Origin of the sequence: Lachnospira intestinalis (assembly GCF_040095895.1) — a bacterium.
In the GTDB taxonomy this organism is placed as follows: Bacteria; Bacillota; Clostridia; order Lachnospirales; family Lachnospiraceae; genus Lachnospira; species Lachnospira intestinalis.
The window spans coordinates 80,768-103,248 of record NZ_JBBMFS010000009.1; the positions used below are offsets into that span (position 1 = coordinate 80,768).

At 40.8% G+C, this 22,481-nt stretch carries 24 protein-coding genes; 17 read left to right on the forward strand and 7 right to left on the reverse strand.

Going from position 1 to position 22,481, the window contains the following annotated elements; genetic code table 11:
* Positions 1–41: 41 nt before the first annotated feature.
* Both WMO37_RS10845 and WMO37_RS10850 read right to left on the reverse strand, forming a co-directional pair.
* Positions 42–845, reverse strand: a complete 804-nt coding sequence (locus WMO37_RS10845; protein ID WP_349155015.1) for a radical SAM/SPASM domain-containing protein — start codon at positions 843–845, stop codon at positions 42–44.
* Positions 846–847: 2 nt separating this feature from the next.
* Entirely contained in the window at positions 848–1,093 is a 246-nt protein-coding gene (locus WMO37_RS10850) for a TIGR03905 family TSCPD domain-containing protein (RefSeq protein WP_227091059.1), read from the reverse strand.
* Between the two features lie 259 nt (positions 1,094–1,352).
* Between WMO37_RS10850 and WMO37_RS10855 the strand changes: the two genes are divergently transcribed.
* The 10 genes from WMO37_RS10855 to WMO37_RS10900 all read left to right on the forward strand — a co-directional run bounded on the left by WMO37_RS10855 (position 1,353) and on the right by WMO37_RS10900 (position 10,948).
* Positions 1,353–2,429 carry an immunoglobulin-like domain-containing protein gene (locus tag WMO37_RS10855; RefSeq protein WP_022432399.1) on the forward strand — a complete coding sequence of 359 codons (1,077 nt, stop codon included), beginning with the start codon at positions 1,353–1,355 and terminating at the stop codon, positions 2,427–2,429.
* A 30-nt stretch (positions 2,430–2,459) separates the two neighbouring features.
* Positions 2,460–3,191 (forward strand): cysteate racemase, encoded by a 732-nt coding sequence (gene cuyB, locus WMO37_RS10860; RefSeq protein WP_349155016.1) that lies wholly within the window; start codon positions 2,460–2,462, stop codon positions 3,189–3,191.
* Positions 3,192–3,469: 278 nt separating this feature from the next.
* Positions 3,470–4,978, forward strand: a complete 1,509-nt coding sequence (locus WMO37_RS10865; RefSeq protein WP_349155017.1) for an amino acid adenylation domain-containing protein — start codon at positions 3,470–3,472, stop codon at positions 4,976–4,978.
* A 7-nt stretch (positions 4,979–4,985) separates the two neighbouring features.
* Entirely contained in the window at positions 4,986–5,213 is a 228-nt protein-coding gene (locus tag WMO37_RS10870) for an acyl carrier protein (protein WP_349155018.1), read from the forward strand.
* 2 nt (positions 5,214–5,215) lie between these two features.
* Positions 5,216–6,808: an MBOAT family O-acyltransferase gene (locus WMO37_RS10875; RefSeq protein ID WP_349155019.1), complete on the forward strand. Its 1,593-nt coding sequence runs from the start codon at positions 5,216–5,218 to the stop codon at positions 6,806–6,808.
* Positions 6,809–6,891: 83 nt separating this feature from the next.
* Positions 6,892–7,920 (forward strand): SGNH/GDSL hydrolase family protein, encoded by a 1,029-nt coding sequence (locus tag WMO37_RS10880; RefSeq protein WP_349155020.1) that lies wholly within the window; start codon positions 6,892–6,894, stop codon positions 7,918–7,920.
* Positions 7,920–8,423: a hypothetical protein gene (locus tag WMO37_RS10885; RefSeq protein WP_349155021.1), complete on the forward strand. Its 504-nt coding sequence runs from the start codon at positions 7,920–7,922 to the stop codon at positions 8,421–8,423. Before WMO37_RS10880 ends, WMO37_RS10885 begins: the two co-directional genes overlap by 1 nt.
* 13 nt (positions 8,424–8,436) lie before the next feature.
* Positions 8,437–9,132, forward strand: coding sequence for a 5'-methylthioadenosine/adenosylhomocysteine nucleosidase (locus WMO37_RS10890; protein WP_349155022.1), 696 nt, complete (start codon positions 8,437–8,439; stop codon positions 9,130–9,132).
* 195 nt (positions 9,133–9,327) lie between these two features.
* The gene (locus tag WMO37_RS10895; RefSeq protein ID WP_022432391.1) at positions 9,328–9,915 is read left to right on the forward strand and encodes a hypothetical protein; all 588 of its coding nucleotides are present in this window, start codon (positions 9,328–9,330) and stop codon (positions 9,913–9,915) included.
* A gap of 70 nt (positions 9,916–9,985) precedes the next feature.
* Positions 9,986–10,948, forward strand: a complete 963-nt coding sequence (locus WMO37_RS10900) for a D-2-hydroxyacid dehydrogenase (RefSeq protein ID WP_349155023.1) — start codon at positions 9,986–9,988, stop codon at positions 10,946–10,948.
* A 454-nt stretch (positions 10,949–11,402) separates the two neighbouring features.
* On the opposite strand, the gene WMO37_RS10905 is transcribed toward WMO37_RS10900, so the two are convergent.
* Complete coding sequence (locus tag WMO37_RS10905; protein ID WP_349155024.1) at positions 11,403–11,750, reverse strand: helix-turn-helix domain-containing protein; 348 nt, start codon at positions 11,748–11,750, stop codon at positions 11,403–11,405.
* A gap of 118 nt (positions 11,751–11,868) precedes the next feature.
* Between WMO37_RS10905 and WMO37_RS10910 the strand changes: the two genes are divergently transcribed.
* The 4 genes from WMO37_RS10910 to WMO37_RS10925 all read left to right on the forward strand — a co-directional run bounded on the left by WMO37_RS10910 (position 11,869) and on the right by WMO37_RS10925 (position 15,764).
* Entirely contained in the window at positions 11,869–13,179 is a 1,311-nt protein-coding gene (locus tag WMO37_RS10910) for a hypothetical protein (RefSeq protein ID WP_349155025.1), read from the forward strand.
* A 12-nt stretch (positions 13,180–13,191) separates the two neighbouring features.
* A complete protein-coding gene (locus WMO37_RS10915) occupies positions 13,192–13,857 on the forward strand; it encodes a leucine-rich repeat domain-containing protein (RefSeq protein WP_349155026.1) in 666 nt (221 codons plus the stop codon).
* Between the two features lie 75 nt (positions 13,858–13,932).
* Entirely contained in the window at positions 13,933–14,286 is a 354-nt protein-coding gene (locus WMO37_RS10920; protein ID WP_349155027.1) for a hypothetical protein, read from the forward strand.
* A gap of 461 nt (positions 14,287–14,747) precedes the next feature.
* Positions 14,748–15,764, forward strand: coding sequence for an RpnC/YadD family protein (locus WMO37_RS10925; protein ID WP_349155028.1), 1,017 nt, complete (start codon positions 14,748–14,750; stop codon positions 15,762–15,764).
* 112 nt (positions 15,765–15,876) lie between these two features.
* Here the strand turns inward: WMO37_RS10925 and WMO37_RS10930 are convergent, their stop codons facing one another.
* The 3 genes from WMO37_RS10930 to WMO37_RS10940 form a co-directional block, all read right to left on the reverse strand.
* Positions 15,877–16,149, reverse strand: coding sequence for a hypothetical protein (locus WMO37_RS10930; RefSeq protein WP_022432388.1), 273 nt, complete (start codon positions 16,147–16,149; stop codon positions 15,877–15,879).
* Between the two features lies 1 nt (position 16,150).
* Positions 16,151–16,630 (reverse strand): D-aminoacyl-tRNA deacylase, encoded by a 480-nt coding sequence (gene dtd / locus WMO37_RS10935; protein WP_349155029.1) that lies wholly within the window; start codon positions 16,628–16,630, stop codon positions 16,151–16,153.
* 220 nt (positions 16,631–16,850) lie between these two features.
* Entirely contained in the window at positions 16,851–18,074 is a 1,224-nt protein-coding gene (locus WMO37_RS10940) for a 6-phosphofructokinase (RefSeq protein WP_022432386.1), read from the reverse strand.
* A 356-nt stretch (positions 18,075–18,430) separates the two neighbouring features.
* Here WMO37_RS10940 and WMO37_RS10945 point away from each other — a divergent pair, with 356 nt between their 5' ends.
* Complete coding sequence (locus tag WMO37_RS10945; protein WP_022432385.1) at positions 18,431–19,141, forward strand: NUDIX domain-containing protein; 711 nt, start codon at positions 18,431–18,433, stop codon at positions 19,139–19,141.
* On the opposite strand, the gene WMO37_RS10950 is transcribed toward WMO37_RS10945, so the two are convergent.
* Complete coding sequence (locus WMO37_RS10950) at positions 19,042–19,743, reverse strand: DUF6512 family protein (protein WP_349155030.1); 702 nt, start codon at positions 19,741–19,743, stop codon at positions 19,042–19,044. The two genes, WMO37_RS10945 and WMO37_RS10950, sit on opposite strands and share 100 nt — an antisense overlap.
* A 128-nt stretch (positions 19,744–19,871) precedes the next feature.
* Here WMO37_RS10950 and WMO37_RS10955 point away from each other — a divergent pair, with 128 nt between their 5' ends.
* A complete protein-coding gene (locus tag WMO37_RS10955) occupies positions 19,872–20,552 on the forward strand; it encodes a flavin reductase family protein (protein WP_227091007.1) in 681 nt (226 codons plus the stop codon).
* Between the two features lie 21 nt (positions 20,553–20,573).
* Positions 20,574–22,445 (forward strand): ATP-dependent nuclease, encoded by a 1,872-nt coding sequence (locus tag WMO37_RS10960; RefSeq protein ID WP_227091008.1) that lies wholly within the window; start codon positions 20,574–20,576, stop codon positions 22,443–22,445.
* Positions 22,446–22,481: the final 36 nt, after the last annotated feature.

Here is a 22,481-nt window from a genome sequence, read left to right on the forward strand (position 1 = left end):
AGCTACGCTTGCCGTGTAAAAAATAAATAATCCGTTAAATACTACATTTTATGGGAAAAACGTTCTTTAAAGCTGCAATGCCGGCACAGTGGTTCAACGGCACGTTTGGCACGGAAGCCTTCTATAAAACGCACACTCCGTTCCCCGGCAAGAATGTCCTTTAGCGGTGTTGTAAAAATATTGCCGAGCGCCATGGCGGCATTGCCGTCTAAGCAGCACGGAACGACCGTTCCGTCACTTAAAACCGCCATATGCTGGCGCAGTCCCTGACAAAAGCCCCTGTCGTTGCAGTACGCATTATCAAGTGCAGGCCATTCAAAAGGTGACTGCACATTGACGTACAAATGTCGTTTAATCACGCAGTTTTTTTCTCCGAACAGTGTTGGAACACCGGTGGTATTCCACAGCCGCAGGGAAATCTCAGTATCCGTCTGTGCAAGCAGTGTTTCACAGGAGGCAAATAACTGCGCAATGTAAGTATCCATGTCAATGCAGTCATTGTCGTCTGCGCTGTGCAGGGAAACATTCATCTGATGGGGAGGCTGTGCAAGCAGTATGGGAAGTTTTTGCGCAAGCAGTGTCCCGTTTGTTGTAAGATTTACGGTTACACCTGCCCTGCGGCACAGCGCAAGAATTTCATCAAGCTGCGGATGCAGCAGCGGTTCGCCCTTTACATGCAGATAAATGTAGTTGGTGTACGGACGGATCTGCTGTAAGGTATGTGCAAATTCATCGACAGACATAAAATGCGGACTGCGCAGGGTTTCCTGACAAAAAGAACATTTTAAATTACAGGAACTGGTGATTTCTATATAAATGCGCTTAAAACGCGCCACATTTCCCATAATTAATTCTGAGCCTTATACTGCTTTAAAGCCGTTGCAAGCTGGTCCGGGCAGGAAGTAGACTTAAATCCGCAGCGGATACCTTCCATACGGCGGATGGCTTCATCAATATCCATGCCTTCTACTAAAGCAGCAACACCCTGTGTATTGCCGGAGCAGCCGCCCTCAAAAGCTACATTGGTTACTTTATTATCAACAACATCAAAATGAATGGCGCGTGAACAGACGCCCTGTGTTTTATAATTCATCATTTTCTCTCCTTTGTTTTTTGCATTGTCATGGTATCATAAAATGAAGCGGGATACAAGAAAATTTATCTAAACAAAGGATAATTGTGCCATGATGTCCGGTAAGGAATCAACAGGATAAAGTTGCAAATTACGAGTGGTATGGGTATAATTATTAATATGCGGTAAAAGCCGCACAATGAAGAAAAATTTGTATAAAATGCTATGAGTGTCAAATCTACATTTTCCGCTCATAGAAGGATTGAAAACGGAGTAGCAAATGGCACGGAAAAAGAAGAAAAAACGACGCCTGAAAAAGGGGGCTGCACTCGTTTTAAAATGGTCCATTGCAATGATTATCATAGGAACTGCCGCATTTTTTCTGATGAATATGGTATATAACCGGGGCATTTATGTAAAGACACACCCGCTGGTACTCGATATGGAAGAAGATGTATCGGCAGAGGATTTTATTGAAACGTATGATGACACAGAGGTGCTGGTCACTTTTGTAGATATGCCGGTGCATCAGATTGGAAAGCAGACGGTTGAGTTTGTAGTGGAAAATAAAAAGGGAAGAAGTAAAAAATATACACAGACACTCGAATGGGTGCATAAAGATAAAACAGCGCCGCAGATTAACGGTGTACATAACATCACAGTGACCATCGGGGATACTGTTTCATATCTGGACGGGGTCAGTGCCGTGGATGATGTGGACGGACCGGTGAATGTAACGGTTGAAAAGGTGTCTGTCAATACAAGACAGACGGGAACGTACCCTATCGCTTATCTGGCAACAGACAGTGCGGGCAACCTGGCAAAGGTCAATGCAAGCGTAACCGTGGTGGAACGCGCACAGGACTGGCAGGAGGCATATGCGCTGGTTGACAGTGTACTGGCAAAGATTACAACACCGCAGATGTCACTCGGACAAAAGGCAAAAGCCATTTTTGATTATGCGCATAACAATATTACGTATGCGGGCGTGCGCCTTGCAGATGACTGGGATGCGGAATGGTATGCAGGACTTCAGAATATTGAGCAGAACGGCACGACAGGCGGCGACTGCTATACGTATTATGCTGTTGCAAATGTGCTGTTACAGCGTGCCGGAGCGGAAACCATGCGTGTGGAGCGGCAGAACGCAGGGGACGGCAGCCACCACTACTGGATTTTGTGTAATGTTGGGACAGGCTGGTATCATTTTGATGCCACACAGATTTCCAACGGATTTACGTGTTTTATGCTGACGGATAAGCAGGTGCGCGACTTTACACAGATAAAGCCGAATTTCTATGATTTTGCCGCAGACCGATATCCTGCAACACCGCAGACGGAATTTGTCCTGCAATAAGCAATCCGTTTATTATGGAAGGAAAAGAAAATGAAGACACTGGGAATTTTAGGCGGAATGGGACCGATGGCGACTGCCTGTTTTATGGAACGGATAACCGCAATGACAGCGGCAGATACCGACCAAGAGCAGATACCGGTGATTGTATACAGCAATACACAGATTCCTGACAGAAGTGCGTATCTTTTAGGCAGACCGCAGGCGGAAAATCCTGTGACGGCATTACGGCAGACGGCGCATTTTTTAGACGGCGCATGTGATTATATTGCAATGCCGTGTGTGACAGCACATGCGTTTTATACGCAGATACAACAGGAACTTTCCCATGCCGTGCTTTTCAATATGGTTGAACTGACGGTGCAGTCCTTAAAGGCACAGAACATAAAAAAAGCGGGACTGCTGGCAACGGACGGCACGATTGCAGGCGGTGTATTTAAAGAAAGTTTAAAAAATGCAGGAATCGAGAGTGTTCTGCCGGGTGCGCTGTCACAAAAAAGCCTTATGGCGCTGATTTACCGGATAAAAGCGGGAAAAGAGCCGGATATGGCGGCGTTTAACCGCATTTTACAGGAACTCGTATCCGGCGGCGCAGAAAGAATCGTACTTGGCTGTACGGAAATTTCCATTTTAAATTTAAAAGAAAAATGTCCGTGTGCCGTACCGTATACAGACTGTATGGAACTGCTGGCGGAGGCGGCGGTGGCAGCGTGCGGCGGACAAGTCGCTCAGAAATGGAGGCAAATGCGAAAATCCATAAATTAAAGATTTTCGCACATCAAGCGTAGCTTGATGTTTCACTTTGTGCCGCAGGCGTCACAAAGTCGTTTTATCGCAGGGCCAAATAAGATTTGGCTCGCGATTCCTCCGGCATTAAAATGCCTGCGGAATGAGGAAAATGCGAAAAATATGCTTGAGAGCATATTTTTCACACGGAGATTTGTTTCTGAGCGAAAACAAATCTCTCTGATTGCAGATGAGAAATCGCCTGCGCGAATTTCTCATCGCAGCTTCGCGACAAAGTCGCTTAGGAATGAGGTAGTATGAGAAATGTATTAGAATATCTGGAAGCGGCATATCTGAAAGCACCGGAAAAGACGGCATATGCCAGTGAAACGGACAGCCTTACGTTCCGGCAGGTTTATATGCAGGCGCGGTCTGTCGGAACAGTGCTTTTAAAAGATGGATTGTATAAAAAGCCGGTGGTGGTTTTTATGGAAAAAAGCCCGCAGACGATTACTGCATTTTTAGGTGTGGTTTATGCGGGGTGCTATTATGTGCCGGTTGATGAGGAAATGCCGTCTTACAGAATGGAACTGATTTTTAAGACACTTTCGCCGCAGGCGGTAATCTGCGATAAAGCAACAACAGATAGGCTTTACAAAATGGGCTATCAGGGACAAGTATATTTATATGAGCAGATATCAGCTACACCGCAGGATACGAAAGCACTGTCGGCAGTCCGTGAAAAAAGCATTGATACCGATGCACTGTATATTGTATTCACATCGGGTTCAACAGGCATCCCAAAAGGTGTTGTAGCCTGCCACCGTTCAGTCATTGATTATATTGAAAATCTTTCAGCAGTGTTGCAGGTATCGGAGGATACCGTGTTTGGCAATCAGGCACCGCTGTATGTCGATGCCTGTTTAAAGGAAATATATCCGACCTTAAAATTTGCGGCAACGGCATACCTGATACCAAAGCAGTTATTTATGTTTCCGGTGAAGCTTGTTGAATTTATCAATGCTCATCAGATTAATACCATCTGCTGGGTTGTTCCGGCACTGACGATGATATCGGGACTGGGCGCATTTGAAAAAGCAGTGCCGTCATCTTTAAAGACGATTGCATTCGGCAGTGAAGTGTTTCCGGCAAGACAGCTTGCACTTTGGAGAAAATATGTCCCCAATGCACGGTACATCAATCTGTACGGACCGACGGAAGCAACCGGAATGTCCTGCTACTATGTTGTGGACAGGGAATTTAAGGAAGACGAAGTGATTCCGATTGGCAGACCGTTTCCCAATACCGGCATTCTGCTTTTAAATGAAGATGGAAAAGAAGTAACGCAGGGAGAAAAGGGCGAAATCTGTATCCGTGGAACGGCGGTGACCATGGGATATTACCGCCAGCCGGAAAAGACTGCCGGGAATTTTGTGCAGAATCCGCTCAATAAGGACTATCCGGAGATTATTTATAAGACCGGAGATTTGGGTTATTATAATGACCGCGGAGAATTAATGTTTGCTTCCCGTAAGGATTATCAGATTAAACATATGGGACATCGTATTGAACTTGGTGAAATTGAAGGCAGTGTAAACTGCATGGAAAAAATCGCAGGCGGCTGTTGTATTTATGATGAGGAAAAGAAAAAAATTGTATTATTTTATGCGGGAGAAGTACAGCCGGCAGAGGTGCTTGCCTTTTTAAAGGAGCGCCTTCCACGCTACATGGTGCCGAGCGTTTTACGACAGGTGGATAGATTGCCGCTGACCTTAAACGGCAAAGTCGACCGCATGAAATTAAAAGAGATGTATGCTGGAGAATAGAAGAAATATGGAACAATTAATTGAAATTTTAAAAGAACTGCACCCGGATGTGGATTATGAAAACTGTACCACATTGATTACGGATAAGATTCTGGATTCGTTTGACATGATTACGATTATCGCCGAGGTGCATAACCGGTTTGATGTTGTCATTCCGGCAGATGAATTAGGACCGGAAAACTTTAATTCGGCACAGGCGCTGTATGCGCTGATTACACGTTTAGAGGATGAATAACCATGCTTTTTACATCATTTGAATTTGTGGCATTTCTAGCGTGTGTGCTGGTGCTGTATTATCTGATTCCGGTGCGGTTTCAGTGGATTTTACTGCTTGTTGCAAATGTATTTTTTTACGCACGTTCCGGGCTTTACGGGCTGCTGTTTATGGGAGTTACGATTGTGACCTCATATGCCGCCGCCCGTATCATGTCTGCGGTGCAGTACCACATGGATGACACGGTAAAGGCACACAAAGAAGTCTGGTCAAAGCAGGAGCGTAAAGCGTACAAACAGCAGATAAAGCGTAAAAAGCGCATGATTTTTATAGGTTGTCTTCTTGTGAATCTTGGAATTCTTGCGGTTTTAAAATATACGAATTTTGCGATTGCCAATGTAAACGGCATTGCGGCGCTGTTTACCGGCAGACACTCCATTGCCCGTGTGAATCTGGTACTGCCGCTTGGCATTTCCTTTTATACGTTTCAGACAATGGGATATGTGATTGACGTTTACCGCGGTAAGGCCGAAGCAGAAAAAAATATTTTTAAAATGGCGCTGTTTACGTCCTTTTTTCCACAGCTGATACAGGGACCCATCAGTCGTTTCGGCGAACTGTCACAGACATTGTATGCGCCGCATCGGTTTGATTTCAGGACGGTGTGGTTCGGGCTGGAGCGTGTGCTGTGGGGCTATTTTAAAAAGCTGGTCATCGCAGACCGTATCGTGGTGGCGGTCAATGCCATTGTGGGACAGCCGGATATTTACAGCGGATTCTACGTATTTTGCGGCATGCTTTTTTATGCGGCAGAATTATATGCCGACTTTACCGGTGGCATTGATATTACAATCGGTATTGCGCAGATGTTTGGCATACAGCTTGCCGAAAACTTTGAACGACCGTATTTTTCAAAAAATATTGCGGAATACTGGCGCAGATGGCACATTACCATGGGAACGTGGTTTAAGGATTATCTGTTTTATCCGCTGTCTGCGTCCATGCCGGTGCTGTCAATGTCTACATTCTGCCGGAAACATTTCGGCGTGGCGGCAGGCAGGCGGATTCCGGTGTATTTTGTAACACTGGTGGTATGGTTTGCCACGGGAATCTGGCACGGCGCAAGCTGGAATTTCATTGTGTGGGGGCTGTTAAATGCCGTAGTCATTCTGCTTTCACAGGAATGTCGTCCGCTTTATGAAAAATTTCACGAACGTTTTCCGGGCATACAAAAAAAATATGCCTACCGTATTTTTCAGGTGGTGCGCACGGTGCTTTTGATGTCCTCACTGCGTATGCTGGACTGTTACCGGAATGTCGGGCTGACTTTTAAAATGTTTGGGACGATGTTTACGGACTGGAATATGACAGCGGCGATGAAGGGACTGTTACAGCTCGGTCTGACAGCGGCGGATTATGCGGTTGTGGCAGTGGCAGTTGTTCTGGTGCTGTGTGTCAGCTTAAAACAGCGGAGAGGCAGTATCCGGGAGCGGCTTTATGAAAGAACAGCGGCAGTGCAGTATCTTGTCGTTTTTGCGCTTTTATTTGCCATTTTAATTTTCGGCGCGTACGGAATCGGGTACGATGCGAATCAGTTCATATATAACCAGTTTTAAAAAATGTTTGTACATAAAGAGGTTTGGGAAGACACGGCGGTTTCATGCTTTAAACCGTGTATTATAATGAAGAAAGGACAGAAATGGTACGCAGTAAAATAAAAACTTTAGGCATTGTGGCAGTTCTTATGGTGCTTTCTGTCCTTGCCCTGTACTTTGCCCAGGCACTGCTCATGCCAAAGTATATGTCAAATGTAAAGGAAGGCGCACTCATTGCCGAGTATTATAAAGCACCGAAAAACAATGATGTCATATTTATCGGGGACTGTGAGGTTTATGAAAATATTTCTCCGGTTACACTCTGGCAGGAATACGGCATTACAAGCTATATCCGCGGCAGCGCGCAGCAGCTGATCTGGCAGTCGTATTATTTATTGGAAGAAACCCTGCGGTATGAAACACCAAAGGCGGTCGTGTTTAACGTGCTGTCCATGAAGTACAATGAACCGCAGAATGAAGCGTATAACCGCATGACCTTAGACGGCATGAAGTGGTCGGACAGCAAGGCGGCATCCATACGGGCTTCCATGACAGAAAAAGAAAGTTTTATAAGCTATGTATTTCCACTGCTTCGGTTTCATTCGCGGTGGAGTGCATTGACAAAAGAAGATTTCCGGTATATGTTTTCAAAAGATATGGTTTCGTATAACGGATATTTATTGCAGACGGAGAGAAAGGGTGTGACGACACAGCCGAGAAAGACGCCGCTTGCCGATTATTCGTTTGGTGAAAATGCGTGGTACTATCTGGATAAAATCACGCAGCTTTGCAAAGAAAAAAATATCCGTCTGGTGCTGATGAAAGCGCCGACAATTTATCCGGTGTGGTATGATGAATGGGAAGAACAGATCAAAGATTATGCCACGCAGAATGATTTGCCGTATTACAATTTTCTGGAGTCCATGCAGGAATCCGGGATTGATTTGACAACCGATACTTATGATGCGGGACTGCACTTAAATGTGTGGGGCGCGGAAAAGCTTTCCTGCTATTTCGGACAGATTCTGCGGACAGAATGTGATCTGCCTGATCACAGGCAGGACAGTGCGGTTTTATCCTACTGGCAGGAAATGGAAGAACGATATGAAGCAGAGAAAGGAACAGCAGATTGATGAAAAAATTTTGGATAACGGCGCTGTGTATTGCAGTGACCGTAATTTCACTTGCAGGCTGCGGTACAGCATCCGGCAGCAGTGCAAAAAATCAGCAGAGCGGTTACATTTTTACCACAGGTGACCAGCAGATTTATATTAATGAAGATGCCCAGACGGTAACAGATGCACTTGGAACACCGCCTAGCGGCACATATGAGGCATTAAGCTGTGCATTCGAAGGAAAAGATACCTTTTATTATTATGACGGCTTTACCTTACAGACGTATGAAAAAGACGGCAAAAAGTATATCTATACAATTACGCTCGAAGATGATACAGTAAATACGGCAGAAGGTATTAAAATCGGTGACAGCTTTGCGGCAGTGACAAAGGCATACGGCACGGATTACGTTGCAGCAGGCAACACCTATGCGTATTCTAAGGATAAAATGACCTTGACATTTGTCATGAATAACGATAAAGTCAGCACGATTTCATATTCACTGCTGACAAGTAAATAAAAAGGAGAATATTATGATAGGAATTATCGGAGCAATGGATGAAGAAGTGGAACAGATTGTAGCAGTCATGGACATTGAACGCGAGGAAACAAAGGCGCAGATGACATTTAAAGCCGGAAAGCTTGCCGGAAAAGATGTTGTTATTGTAAGAAGTGGTATCGGTAAGGTCAATGCGGCGGTCTGCACACAGATTTTAGTGGACGATTTCGGCGTGGATTATGTGATTAATACAGGCATTGCCGGTTCTTTAAAAAATGAAATTAACATTGCAGACATTGTTATTTCGGATGATGTACTGCATCACGATATGGATGCAACAGGCTTTGGCTATGCACCCGGTCAGATTCCGAGAATGGATACGCTCTCATTTAAGGCCGATGCAAAACTGATTGAGCTGGCAAAGGAAAGCTGTGCAAAGGTTGTGCCGCAGATTGGCGTGCATGTGGGCAGAGTTGTCAGCGGCGATCAGTTTATTTCAGACAAGGCGATAAAGGAAAGAATTAGTGCCAATTTTGACGGTTACTGCACGGAAATGGAGGGCGCAGCGATTGCACAGGCTGCATATTTAAACGGTGTGCCGTTTGTCATCTTACGTGCAATTTCCGATAAGGCAGATGACAGCGCGACCATGGATTATCCGACATTTGAAAAACAGGCAATCCACAACTCTGTTCTTTTATTAAAGGAACTTGTTTCCCGCATTGCCTAGTCGCAAAAGCTTAAAATAAGACGAATGTCCCCGATATTTGACGAACGATTTATCGCAGAAATGCTTTTCAATTTAGCATTTCTGCGATATTATTATGTTACGTAATTGAAAGGCAGTATGGCTTATGGGAAAGGAGTGTAAACAAGCCTTAAATGAAAGCTTGTTTGCAACAAGTTGTTCAGAAATGGGGGAAGTATGAAAATAATAGTAGTGTTGATGGCAGTGGTGTTTATGGCGGGGATGGCTATCTGGCTGTTTTTATTTAAAAATTGCTATGAGATGATACAGGATATCCGCAGCGGAACAAGAAAAGTGCCGGTGATCCGCAAGGCAGTCGACAAGTATGATGACTGCTGTAAGCTGGAGATTGCGGTGAATAACACCGAAGTTTTTGTGGAAAAGATTATCGAAAATGAGAAAATTTGTGGACTGCGCATGAAAGCATGGCAGCGGATTGCGGGAATGGTCAAATATGGGATTGCTTTACTGGGAATATTTTCGGCGGTTCTTTTTAAGGGAAATACAGATGAAGTCTATATCTGTGCGGCGGTCGCGGCGATGTGCTGTGTGTCCCTGCATTTTATGGACTGTATGGCAGATGTGGACGGCTATTTAAAGGATACGGTTGTGGAACTCGTGGATTATCTGGAAAACAGTGGCGCCGTGCGCAGTGAAGCGGGAAAAGTGATGGCTGCAAAATTAAAAGGGAAAGCTGCCAGTGAGTTTATGAAAATGAACAGAAGATATGATAAAATCTGTGCGGCAAAAGGACATTTTTCTTGAAAAAACAACATCAAATGTTATAATTTGATTAATAAAAGAACTGTACAAACAGACGAAAGGAGTTTTGACAATGAAGATACTGATACTGGATTCAATTACTTTGGGAGATGACATTTCACTGGATAAGTTAAAGGAACTCGGCGAAGTGATTACATATCCGCAAAGCAGCAGGGAAGAAGCAAAACAGCGGATTACAGAACACAATCCGGAAGTCATTATTACCAATAAAGTTGTGATTGACGAAGCGGTATTATCCGGTGCACCGGCGGTAAAAATGATTGCAGAAACCGCCACAGGCTATAACAACATTGACCTTGCCTATGCAAAGGCACATGGCATAACGGTTGCCAATGTTGCGGGATATTCCACACAGTCTGTCATTCAGCATACCTTTGCGCTGTGTTTCTATCTGCTTGAAAAGTTGAGCTATTATGATAACTATGTAAAATCCGGTGCATATATTAACAGTCCGTGTTTTACGCATTTTGATGCAAAATTTCATGAACTTGCAGGCAAGACATGGGGCATTATCGGACTCGGTGCTATCGGCAGGGGTGTGGCAAAAATCGCAGAAAGCTTTGGCTGCAAGGTGATTTATTATTCAGCAAGCGGACATACTTATGATGTACCGTATGAGCGTGTTGAATTTGATGAAATTTTAGCGCAGTCAGACATTTTATCCATTCATGCACCGCTGAATCAGAATACGGAAAATCTGATGAATAAGGCGGCATTTGAGAAGATGAAAAACAGCGCCATTTTAATTAATGTCGGACGTGGTCCGATTGTAAATGATGCGGATCTGGTAGCCGCTTTGAATGAAAATCAGATTGCGGCAGCAGGACTGGATGTGCTGACAAAAGAACCGGTTGAAGCAGACAATCCGCTCAATTCCGTAAAAGACAGTACAAAACTCATTGTAACGCCACACATTGCCTGGGCAACCGTAGAAGCCCGTACAAGACTGATGGATGAGGTCTATGAAAATATTAAGGCATTTACGGAAGGCAAAGCCCGGAATGTCGTTGGATAATAATAAAAGGCTGTCTGCCCTGAATGGGAGAACCGCTTTCTCGTCAAGTAGACAATTGAAAAATATAAAATTTTCCTGCCAACAGAAATAATCTGTTGGCAGTTTTTGTGCTACTTGTAAATAAATTCTATGATTTGCAAGAAATCTTCTAGTGAACTATTATCAATACACATTCCAACCCTAGATACTCTTATTTTGGTATTTCGATTTTTCTAATTTAATTTAGCCTGAAGTCATTCTATCTCAGCAAGAGGGTTAAATGACGTTCTTTTTTCGTGATTGTTATGTAAGGCATCAAGTTTGTTCTTTTCATATTTAATTGTATCAATGCTTGTTTGCTGATAAGAAACGTCAAATCATAGACTCTTACACTTGAAATATGCTCCCGTCTAGATGACAAGTTTTTATTATTTCACTTATCTACCTAGAAGGGGGAAATTGCTATATCTTTAATCTATGAATTTGAATTCTGATTTTTATATTTGTCTAAGGAATATTTAGCAGCTTTAATAATATCTCTGAGTATGTAAAAATCCTGAGTTGAACAATTACTTATAATATCAAGGATTTCTTCTTTTAAATAGGAATTTTTGATGTTTGTATCATATAGTAATTCGTCTGTTTGAACGGATAAACAATCAGCAATATTTACAAGCACCTGCAGACTGAGTTTTGTGTTTCCGGTTTCAATATGGCTTAGATGAGTGACAGATATTCCGATTTTTTCAGCAAGTTGTTCTTGTGATAAGTTGTTTGCTTTGCGAAATTTCCTAATGCGTTGACCAATTTTATAGTAATCCATAGTGCACCTACCTATATAATATAATGATACTTGAATTGTATAGGCATTTATGATATTATTTAATAAACTACAAGGGCAAAAAAATGTGCATGTACTTAAAGAATAGGAGAGAATGATTATGAGAAAATATGTATTAATAATTGGAATTGCCTTATTATTATTAGCAGGATGCTCACATAAAACAAATGACATTGAAAATAAAAGCGAGATGGTTAATGTATCAGATCAAAAAGAAAATCAATCTACAGAAATAAATAATATAGTTGATGTTAAATTAAAAAGTGTGAAATACACAGGAGATTGTGATGAGCGTTTTTTAGGAGTTTCTGATGATAAAGTATATTTGTTTGATGAAAATGGACAGATTTTAAACGAGTATAATGGTGATAGTTGCCCAACAGAGTTTTTTTATACAATATATGCAAAACAATATATTAATAGTGCAAAACAAAACTCATATTACAAAATTACAGATGTGACTGGAAATGATATATCTTATAAATATATAAATTCAAATGATAAATTTTATAATATATATTTGGTTGATAAAAGTCCTATGATATTAGCAACTATATTTGAAGAAAATCCTACTTCAAGTGTTGCAAAATTAGTGTTCAAAGATGTAAAAGGTGATATTCAATATTCAGTTAGTACCGATGATGAAAGTCTGAAAAGTAATAAAATAGATGTAAAATATTTTAAATCATCAACATTAAAAGTGGACTATATTGGTGATGGTATAGTTTATTTAAAAGATATGCCATATTCATACTTTGTAAACATAAAAACCAAAGAGGTGTTTAAAGATACATATCAAGCTCATAGTAGTTATATAAATGGTTATATGTCATATAGAAGTGTAGACGGTAATGGAATATTAGATGTACATGGTAATCAGGTACTTGGTAGTACATCTAAAACGTTAGATTGTACATATAGCAATGGAGTTTATTATAATTATACAGATAAGAAATTTTATGATTTAGATGGAAATACAATTATTGATTTGTCAGAATTTGATGTGGAAAGCTCTGATAAGTATTCAGGTATTAGTGCTGAAAAGAAATTAGGAGAGTATGTCTTTGATGAATGTGGTTATTGCGATATTGTTATAAACAATCCTTCTGGAAAGAAGTATTATGGAATAATAAATAAAAATGGTGAATGGATTAAGGAACTACAGAGTACTGAAATTAGATATAAGAAAGAATTGTATGAAGATGTAATATTGTATGAAGATCATGAGGGATATAAAGTATACGATGTAAAAAATAAAAAAGATATTGGAATTACTATGACAAGTACAAATCAGTCGTTTGTAAAAGATAACTTCTTTAAGGGAAATTACATCGATATTAAAGATGGAAAAATATATATGTATAATTTCAAAGAAAATAAATCTAAAATAATAGAATTGTTCAAATTATAGAGGAGAATTGCTATGAAAAAAATACTTTTGATGTGGTGTATATTTTTGGCATTGTTTTCTTTATCGGCTTGCAATGAAAGGAATGTTATAAATAATGAAGAAACAACTACAGAGTTAAGTGAAACAGATAAGCGACAGCAAGAATGGCAAAATAAAAAGAATGAAATAATGAATTCTATAAATGAAGAAAATGCTGAATATAAAGGAAAATGTGGAGCATATGCTAATTGGTATTATAAAGATAATATATTTGTTATAAAAGGTAAAGGGGGCGTGATAAAAGATTGGAAAGATTATTTAAGAGAAAATAATATATCTTTGGATATTAAAACGATAGCAATAGATGATAATATATCAGAAATGTATCCAGGGGCTTTTATGTATTCAGATGTTGAAAATGTATACTGGTCAAATGGAATGGATGAAATCACAACAGATGCATTTTTTAATTGCAATGAACTGAAGGAAATATATATACCAAGCAATGTAAAAAAAATAGGTCATTCTGCATTTATGGGGTGTCAAAATCTAGAAAAAATAGAGAATAGTGAGCAGTTAGAAAAAATAGATGATTTTGCCTTTGCATTGTGTAAGCAGTTAAAAGAAATTATTATTTCCAATAATGTTGAAATAGGTGAACAGGCTTTTTATAGGAATACGGTTGTAACAAAAAGGTAAAAATTGGTTTGTAAGGTGGCAAATGAAAAAATATATTATATGAATTTACATAATAATGAAAGTGAGGAATAATCAATGAAAAAGAAAAAAATATTAATAACTGTGTTAATTTTAGTTTTAGTATGTTTAAGTGCGTGTGGAAAAAAAGAAGTAGATAGCAATTCCAAAGATAATTTATTAGGTAAATGGACATTGGTAGAAATGCCAGTGATAAAATGCGAAAATGCAAAGTATATGTATAGTGTTGGATATGATAAGCTTGAGTTGTTTAGCGATGGTTCTGCTATAGAGAACGGGTATTCAGAAAAATGGATAGCTGAGAATGGAAGGCTTAAAATAGGTGATGATGTTTCTAGTTATGAATTATCAGGGGATAAGTTAAAGGTAACAGACGATGATGGTTGTCAAAGAATATATGAAAGAAATTAATTAGTCTATTTGAATATTTGTATAATTTAATGGCACTCAATTTAATACTATAAGAATGAATGTATATAAAACAAAGTGTGTAGGTTATGATCATCAGGCAGAACCTAATACACTTTGTTTTTAACTTAAAAAAGTTTTAAATACTATTGCAAATAAAATAAAGATATGTTATTTTATTAATAGAATATATTCTAAAACTCAAATTAAGCACGGTTTTATATCAATTATTACGTGTTTGAAATCTGATTAATTGTTGAAATCTAAGTTTTTTAGATTTCGTCTGTATTTTTATCATTTTTTTTGGAATTTACTGCGGATTCTGAAATGTTGTTCTATATTCGTTCAGACCCCATTTATAACTGGTTTGAAATCCCAAAAGACTTGAAAAAATTTTAGAAAATCCATTGAAATGCTTGTCGACAATCCCACAAGTCCAGTATAATAAAAGAAAGGAAGAATGCATGGATAATACACCATACGATGACGTATTCCGTACACTTTTAACCGACTGTACGGAGTTAATGATTCCGGTTGTGAATGAAATTTTTCATACAAAATATACCGGAAAAGAAACTATCTGCCTGCTTCAAAACGAGCATTTTATCAAGATGCCGGACGGCAGTGAGCAGGAACGGATTACAGATTCCAGCTTTGAAATCATCAGTGAAGAAACAGCACCGACAGCACAGCCACTGAAAAATCAGGTTTACGGCGGTTCTGCCAGCTGTAACACATCACAGCGCAAACGGTATCACATTGAATGTCAGAGTACGGAGGACGGCACCATGATTGTGCGAATGTTTGAGTACGATACACAGCTTGCATTAGAAAACAGAGAGTTTACATCAAATATTTTGACAGTACAATTCCCAGATTCAGCGATTGTATCCCTCCGGCATACCCAAAACACCCCGGAACACATGACGGTTAAAGTCTTAACTCCGGGCGGAAAGGTATCCTATATCGTGCCGGTATTAAAAGTAAAACGCTATACGATTCATGAACTGTTTGAGAAAAAACTGTTCTTTCTGATACCGTTTCATATCTTTGTGTATGAAAAGGATTTTAAAGAACTCGAAGAAAATAAGAAAAAGTTAAAACAGCTGGAGGAAGAATATGCCGCAATCCGTGAACGGCTTGAAATTGCCTGCCAGATGGGTGATTTAACGGAGTATCCGAAAGTTGTAATTCTTGCAATGTCACGCAAAGTAATAGAGCATTTAGCGGCAAAGTACGAAAAAGTAGCGAAGGGAGTGAGTCAGCAAATGGGCGGAAAAGTATTAAACTATGAAGCAAAAGACATCTTAAACCGGGGACGCGCGGAAGGACGGCGTGAGGGAGAAGAACAGACCAAAATCCAGATTGCAAAAAAACTGCTTGCACTTGGCAATGACATTCAATCGGTAGCAGACTTGGCAGAACTGCCAGAAGAAACAGTTGAGAAGCTGGCACGGTCGATGAATCAGACAAAACGCTGATACACAGATATTTTTGTTACAGTCTAAAAAGTTCCAATACACATTTACAAAAATAAATGTGTATTGGAACTGTATTTATTAAAAAAAATTATTGCAAGAATAGTCTTTTGTATTAGTCTTCTTCAATCACCTGAATTTCCATATAAGAAAAGTCAATGCTGTCAATAAAATTATCCTGATAGAAACGGACTTTGGAATGACGTTTAAACTCCGCAACATTGGAATCCAGCCAGATAGGCTCGCTTAAATCAAAGGCATAGCAGGCACTGTGGATACCGTCAAAAATTTTTCGGGTACGGTTTGTGGCCGCATCATCATTTTCCACCACCATATCCTTGAGCAGATGATTGCTGTCATCAAATAATTTACACCATAATCGGAACATCTTAATTTTCCCGCCTTTCATTTGAGGATTCTTTGAAAAAATCACGGCTGTCTAAGACAACGGTAAACGGACCGTCATTTTCAAGGTCAACACGCATATGTGCACCGAAGCTTCCGGTTTCTACTTTGGTGACTTTTTCGCGGCACAATGCAACAAATTTCTCGTATAAAGCATCGGCACGGTCCGGTTCAAGGGCATCAAAAAAGCTTGGACGGTTTCCCTTGCGGCAGTCGGCGTAAAGTGTAAACTGGCTTACGACAAGCAGTTCGCCACCTACGTCCAAAAGGGAAAGATTGATTTTGTCATTTCCATCAGAGAAAATCCGCAGCTTTGTGATTTTATCCACAAACTTTGGCAGCATTTCTTCAGTATCTCCTTTTCCGGCGCCGAATAAAATCAGCAGTCCTTTACCGATAGAACCGACCGTTTGACCGTCAACGGTGACACTTGCGTGATTGACACGCTGTATTACAAATTTCATTTTTAAATCTCCATTCTTCAAAAAACAGCCGGCAGTCCGTTAAAAGAAGCGGCTGTCCGTGTATGTTCATATTTTTAAGATACAGTGATTGTAATGGATAATCGGGAGAATGACAAGGGGAAGAATAAAAAATTATTATATTGGAAAAATTTAAAAATAAAAATCCCCGGTCAGCCGCGACACGGGTTTCCGGGGATTTCACCTAAAATGTTATTCAGTTTTAGAAATTGACATTTAAATGTCTTGGAAGACCGTCAACCATAATTGGTGAAAGTTCAGCCTGAATGAGTGGTCTGATATAGTGAATCAGATCATCTGTAACATAGTCGTCATCTGTAATCCATTCTAACGGAATCTTCTTTTCCACATTGGCAATATCATGAACATCATGTGTTTCTGTAATGCACATATATGGGTCATCAGAAATTCTCTTTAAGACAACAACCTGTCCTGTAGCACCCTCAAAAGCTGCCTTTACAGCTGCACCACCTACGTTGAAGGCCTCTGTGATATCCGTACGGGAAGTCATGTGTGCGGCACAACGCTGCATGGTAGAAAGTTCAATTGCTCTTGTCTTGATGCCGAGTTCAGAACCAATCTTGTTTGCAAGGAACTTTGCAGAACCTGCTAACTGCTTGTGTCCGAATGCATCGACAAATTCTACGTGGTCAGAAAGTTCAAATACGTATCTGCCGTCAGCAACCTTAATACCTTCTGAAATCGCAATAACCATAGAACGACCCTGTTCGCTTAAAGATTTTACTCTTGCCATGAACTTGTCAATATCAAATACCTTTTCAGGAAGGTAAATCATATCTACGCCTTCACAGTCTTCACCCTTCGCAAGAGCAGCAGCAGCAGTCAGCCATCCGGCATTACGTCCCATGATTTCAACAATTGTGATTGTCGGATAATCATAAACAAGACCGTCACGGATAATTTCTTTCATCGTTGCTGCAATATACTTGGCAGCACTACCGTAACCCGGTGTGTGGTCAGTAACAGCGAGGTCATTATCGATAGTTTTTGGAACACCCATAAATTTAATGTCACTGTTTACAAGATTTGCATAATCGGAAAGCTTCTTAATAGTATCCATGGAATCGTTACCACCGATGTAGAAGAAGTATTTTACTTCCAAATCTTCAAGTGTCTTAAAGATTTTTTCATATACAGCTTTATCTTCATTTACCTCCGGCAGTTTGTAACGACAGGAACCCAGATAAGAAGATGGGGTTCTCTTTAACAAATCGATGTCAATATCAGTCTTAATCTTTTCAGAAAGGTCAACATACTGTCCGTCCAGCAGCCCCTTGATGCCGTGAAGCATACCGTATACTTTTTTTGCCCCTCTGTCACGTGCAGTTTTGTATACACCTACCAGACTTGAGTTAATTACTGATGTTGGACCACCAGACTGACCAACGATTACATTTCCAATCATAAAATCCTCCATTCCTCCGCATTTGCGGTAATATCATCGTGGGACGACACAACTTTAAAAGGCATAAAACCCCCTTGGAAAGGCGGAAAATATGTAATCTTTTCTATGATGTTCCACGAATTCTTATAATTGCATTGTAGCATAAATAAATAAGATGTACAAGTAGCATAAAATAGAACTAAAAAAAATAAAAATTTAATAAAAACTCAAAAAAGACAGAAAATAAAAACAATTGTAACCACAGGGATTTAATACAACCCCCATTTGTGGTAAAATGTGCGTAAGCAATGAGCCGTGCCGGTTAAAAGCGGAAAGAAGTGCCGTGCTTGCACAAGGCGGCAGAAATGGAGAGAAATATGTATTTAGATAAAGAAAAAGCTGTAAAAGCATTTATGGGAACGGGAGAAAAAAACGCAGCCGGAGAAGATTTAGTCACATTTTTGGAAAAATATGACCCGCATAAATACCAGAATCCGTGCAATACCGTAGATATGGCGGTATTTGCCTACAATGAATCCGAAAAGAAAGTGACCAAAGTACTGCTGATTCAGCGGGGAAACCACCCAAGCATCGGATGGTGGGCGCTGCCGGGCGGATTTGTGGAGTACAGGGAAAATCTCGAAACGGCGGCAGCAAGAGAATTACAGGAAGAAACAGGAATTGAGCATTTAAACTTTGAACAGTTAAAAACATATGGTGCATATGACAGGGACCCGCGTACGCGGATTATCACAACTGCCTATATTGCGCTGGTGCCGGAGGGACTTCTGCATGAAAAAGCTGGCGATGATGCTAAAAATGCAGGCTGGTTTACAATAAAAGATACCGAAATTTCAAGAAAAAACAACGCAGACGGTACAGTCTGCGCGACGCATCGGTTATGCCTTGAAAATAAGGAACTGGCAGTCCGCACGGAATCCCAGGTCCGTGTAGAGTGGAGTCCGGGTGCGGTACTTGAAAATAAAACCTATACGATGGAACACACGACCCTGCTGGCTTCTGACCACAGTGCCGTCATTCTGGAAGGATATGAGTATCTGGTAAAAAGACTGGCGGACAGACCGTAGCTGCCATTTTGCGGGTCGGAAAAAAGACCGATGTGCGGTGGATAAAAGGTAAAAAGCATGAATAAAAATGTCACAAATATCAGTACAAAAACAGGCAGAATCAGCGGAACCGGACGATGCGGTTTGTGGTAGGAAAATGTATTATAATATGGAAGACACGCATACCGGTAAAAGGTATAGTGGGCGTATAAAACAGCAATAAAATAAATAGCGATGTTTACCCAGTCCAGATTAAAGCCTAAAATACCGTTGATGCCGTAAAATAAGACGACAACGGCTGCCATGCCGCAGAGTTCGCCAAATGCCGCGCCGTCCCAGTAGCAGGATAAAAACATTTTTTTCAGACTGCGGTTGGAAATAGGTGCATTGCCGCCTGCAATACCGGCAAAACAGCCGATTACAAGCAGTAAAAGAAACGGAAAAAACAATAGCTTTAAATGTTCCCATGTAGACTCATTGACAGGAACAAAAGGGGCAATCAGACGGCTCTGACCGAAAAAATCAAAGGCAAAGTGACAGGCAGTGCCAAGCGCCGCAGTAAGGATAAAAGAAATTGCGGTAAATATTTTTAAGCGCGTAAGTTTCTGGGTGACAGTATTCATAAAACTCCAATCCGCCGGAATACGGCATATACAAAGGTTTGATGATGACATCATAAGATAGTGTATCCATAAAAGAATGCAAATATAACACAGAAACCGAATACAAAAATCAGAAAGGACATTTAAAAATGGCAAAACAGACGTGGAAACCGGGAAATATGTTATATCCCGTACCGGCAGTGATGGTGAGCTGCCAGCGCGAGGGCGGAAAACCGAATATTATTACCGTGGCATGGGCAGGAACAATCTGTTCAGATCCGGCAATGCTTTCAATTTCCGTAAGGAAAAACCGATATTCCTATGACATTATAAAGGAAACAAAAGAATTTGTTGTAAATCTGACGACAAAGCAGTTATGCCGTGCAACCGATTACTGTGGTGTGCGTTCCGGCAGGGATGTTGATAAGTTTCAGGAAATGCACCTGACACCGCAGCCGTCAGAAAAGGTAAAAGCACCGGGCATTGCGGAAAGTCCGGTCAATATAGAGTGCCGTGTGACACAGGTGCTTGAACTGGGCACACACGATATGTTTCTGGCAGAAGTCGTGGCGGTGCGGGTTGATGATGATTACATGGATGAAAAAGGCAGATTTGACTTAAATGCGGCAGATTTAGTGACATATTCCCACGGTGAATATTTTACACTGGGTAAAAAGATTGGCACATTCGGATACTCCGTAGCAAAAAACAAACCCCAAAGCATTGCCGGAAACAACCCGAAACACAAGTCTAAAAGCAGCACAAAAAAAGGTGTAAAAGCGAAAGGCAGAAGCGGTAAACATACCCGAAAAGAAAAAGGAAAAAAGTAAGACAAAAAGGGGGCATTTTCGTTGAAAATTACACAGTTGTCCATTAAAAATTTTAAATCCGTAGAGGAACTGGTAATCCGCGATATTGAAGACGTACTTATTTTAGTCGGAAGAAACAATGCCGGAAAATCTGTCATGCTTGATGCAATCCGCGCGGTATCCGGCGATTATGCCATATCCGAAGCGGATTTTCACCACCGGGACGGCAATATTACCATCGGCATACAGCTTCTGATTACAGATGAAGATTTAGAGTATCTGCATCAGAACGGCATTGTCGGTAATTTCAAGCAGTTCTCACTGTGGAAAGAAAATTTTTGTAAAAAGCTGCCGTCCTATCAGGAAACGGAGGATGGCGGCACGCTTGAATTTGAATACATTTACGGCAGAAACGGCATCGTACGCTATAAAGACGGTTATTTTAAAAACAACCGTTATATCAAAAGTATTTTTCCGAAAATCTATTTCGTGGACCAGTACCGTGACAAAGAAGATATCAGTCAGGATTTGATTTTATTACAGCAGGATACCGGACTGCAGGCACTGCGGGACGACCGGTGCATTTTTGATGAAAAACGCAAATGCCACCAGTGCTTTGAATGTATCGGCGTAATCCAGAAAAAAACGCCGGAACAGCTGACACTGATGGAAACGAGCCGCCTGTTGCAGTACAAATTATTTACGTGTAATTTAAACCGGTTGTCAGAGCGTTTAAACTACTATTTCAGCCGCAACGGCGGGCAGTCCCATGAAATTCATTATGAGATTAAATTTGATGCGGACGAACTGTTTAAAATTGATACCGTTGTGCGTATGCGCGGCAGCAAAAAAGAGGGCGGACTGGATGCGCTCGGTGAAGGCTTAAAAAGCATTTACATTTTATCCCTGCTTCAGACCTATGTGGATACAAAAAACACAGCACCGTATATTATTATGGTAGATACACCGGAAATTTATCTGCACCCGCAGTTAAAAAAGGTTGCGAGTGAAATCCTTTATCGGCTGTCCAAAAAGAATCAGGTTATATTTTCCACGCACGAGCCGGAAATGCTGTTTAACTTTACATCGGGACAGATCCGTCAGGTGTATTCCGACAGCAGGTACAATACGTGTGTACGTGAAGACACCGACTTGGATGCCATTTTAAATGATCTGGGTTACACGGCAAATGACTTGATGAATGTGAGCTTTGTCTTTATTGTTGAGGGTAAGCAGGATAAGAGCCGCCTGCCGCTGCTGCTTAAAAAATATTATTCCGAGGTCTATGATGAGTCCGGACAGCTCAAGCGCATTGCGATTATTTCCACCAACAGCTGCACGAATATCAAGACGTATGCCAATTTAAAATACATTAATTCCGTTTATTTAAAGGACAGTTTTATGATGATCCGGGACAGCGACGGCAAAAACAGGATGCAGTTAGGACAGCAGCTTTGCAAATATTACGGCGACCGGTCACATGAAGATAAAGGCAATCTTCCACGGGTTACGGAGAAAAATGTGCTGATTTTAAAATATTATTCGTTTGAGAATTATTTTCTGTTTCCGGAAGTCATGGCGCAGATTGGTGTTGTAAAAAGTGTCGATGCGTTTTACGACATTTTGTGGAGTAAATATCAGGAATATCTCTATAAATTAACAAGTGTGAAAGCTATGTTAAAAAAAACGGGGATAAAGATACAGTCCCGTCAGGACATTGTGGATAACATTGAAAATATCCGGATTTACGTGCGCGGTCACAACCTGTACGACATTTTCTACGGTCGTTATAAAAAGCAGGAAAATGAAATCCTGACGAAATACATTGAAGCTGCGCCGCGGGAAATTTTCGCGGATATTCTTGAAAAAATAGATGCGTTTGTCTACTTTGATTCGCGTAAAAAAGAAGAATAACACTACAGGCTTAAAGGGGCGGACATCAAAGATGCC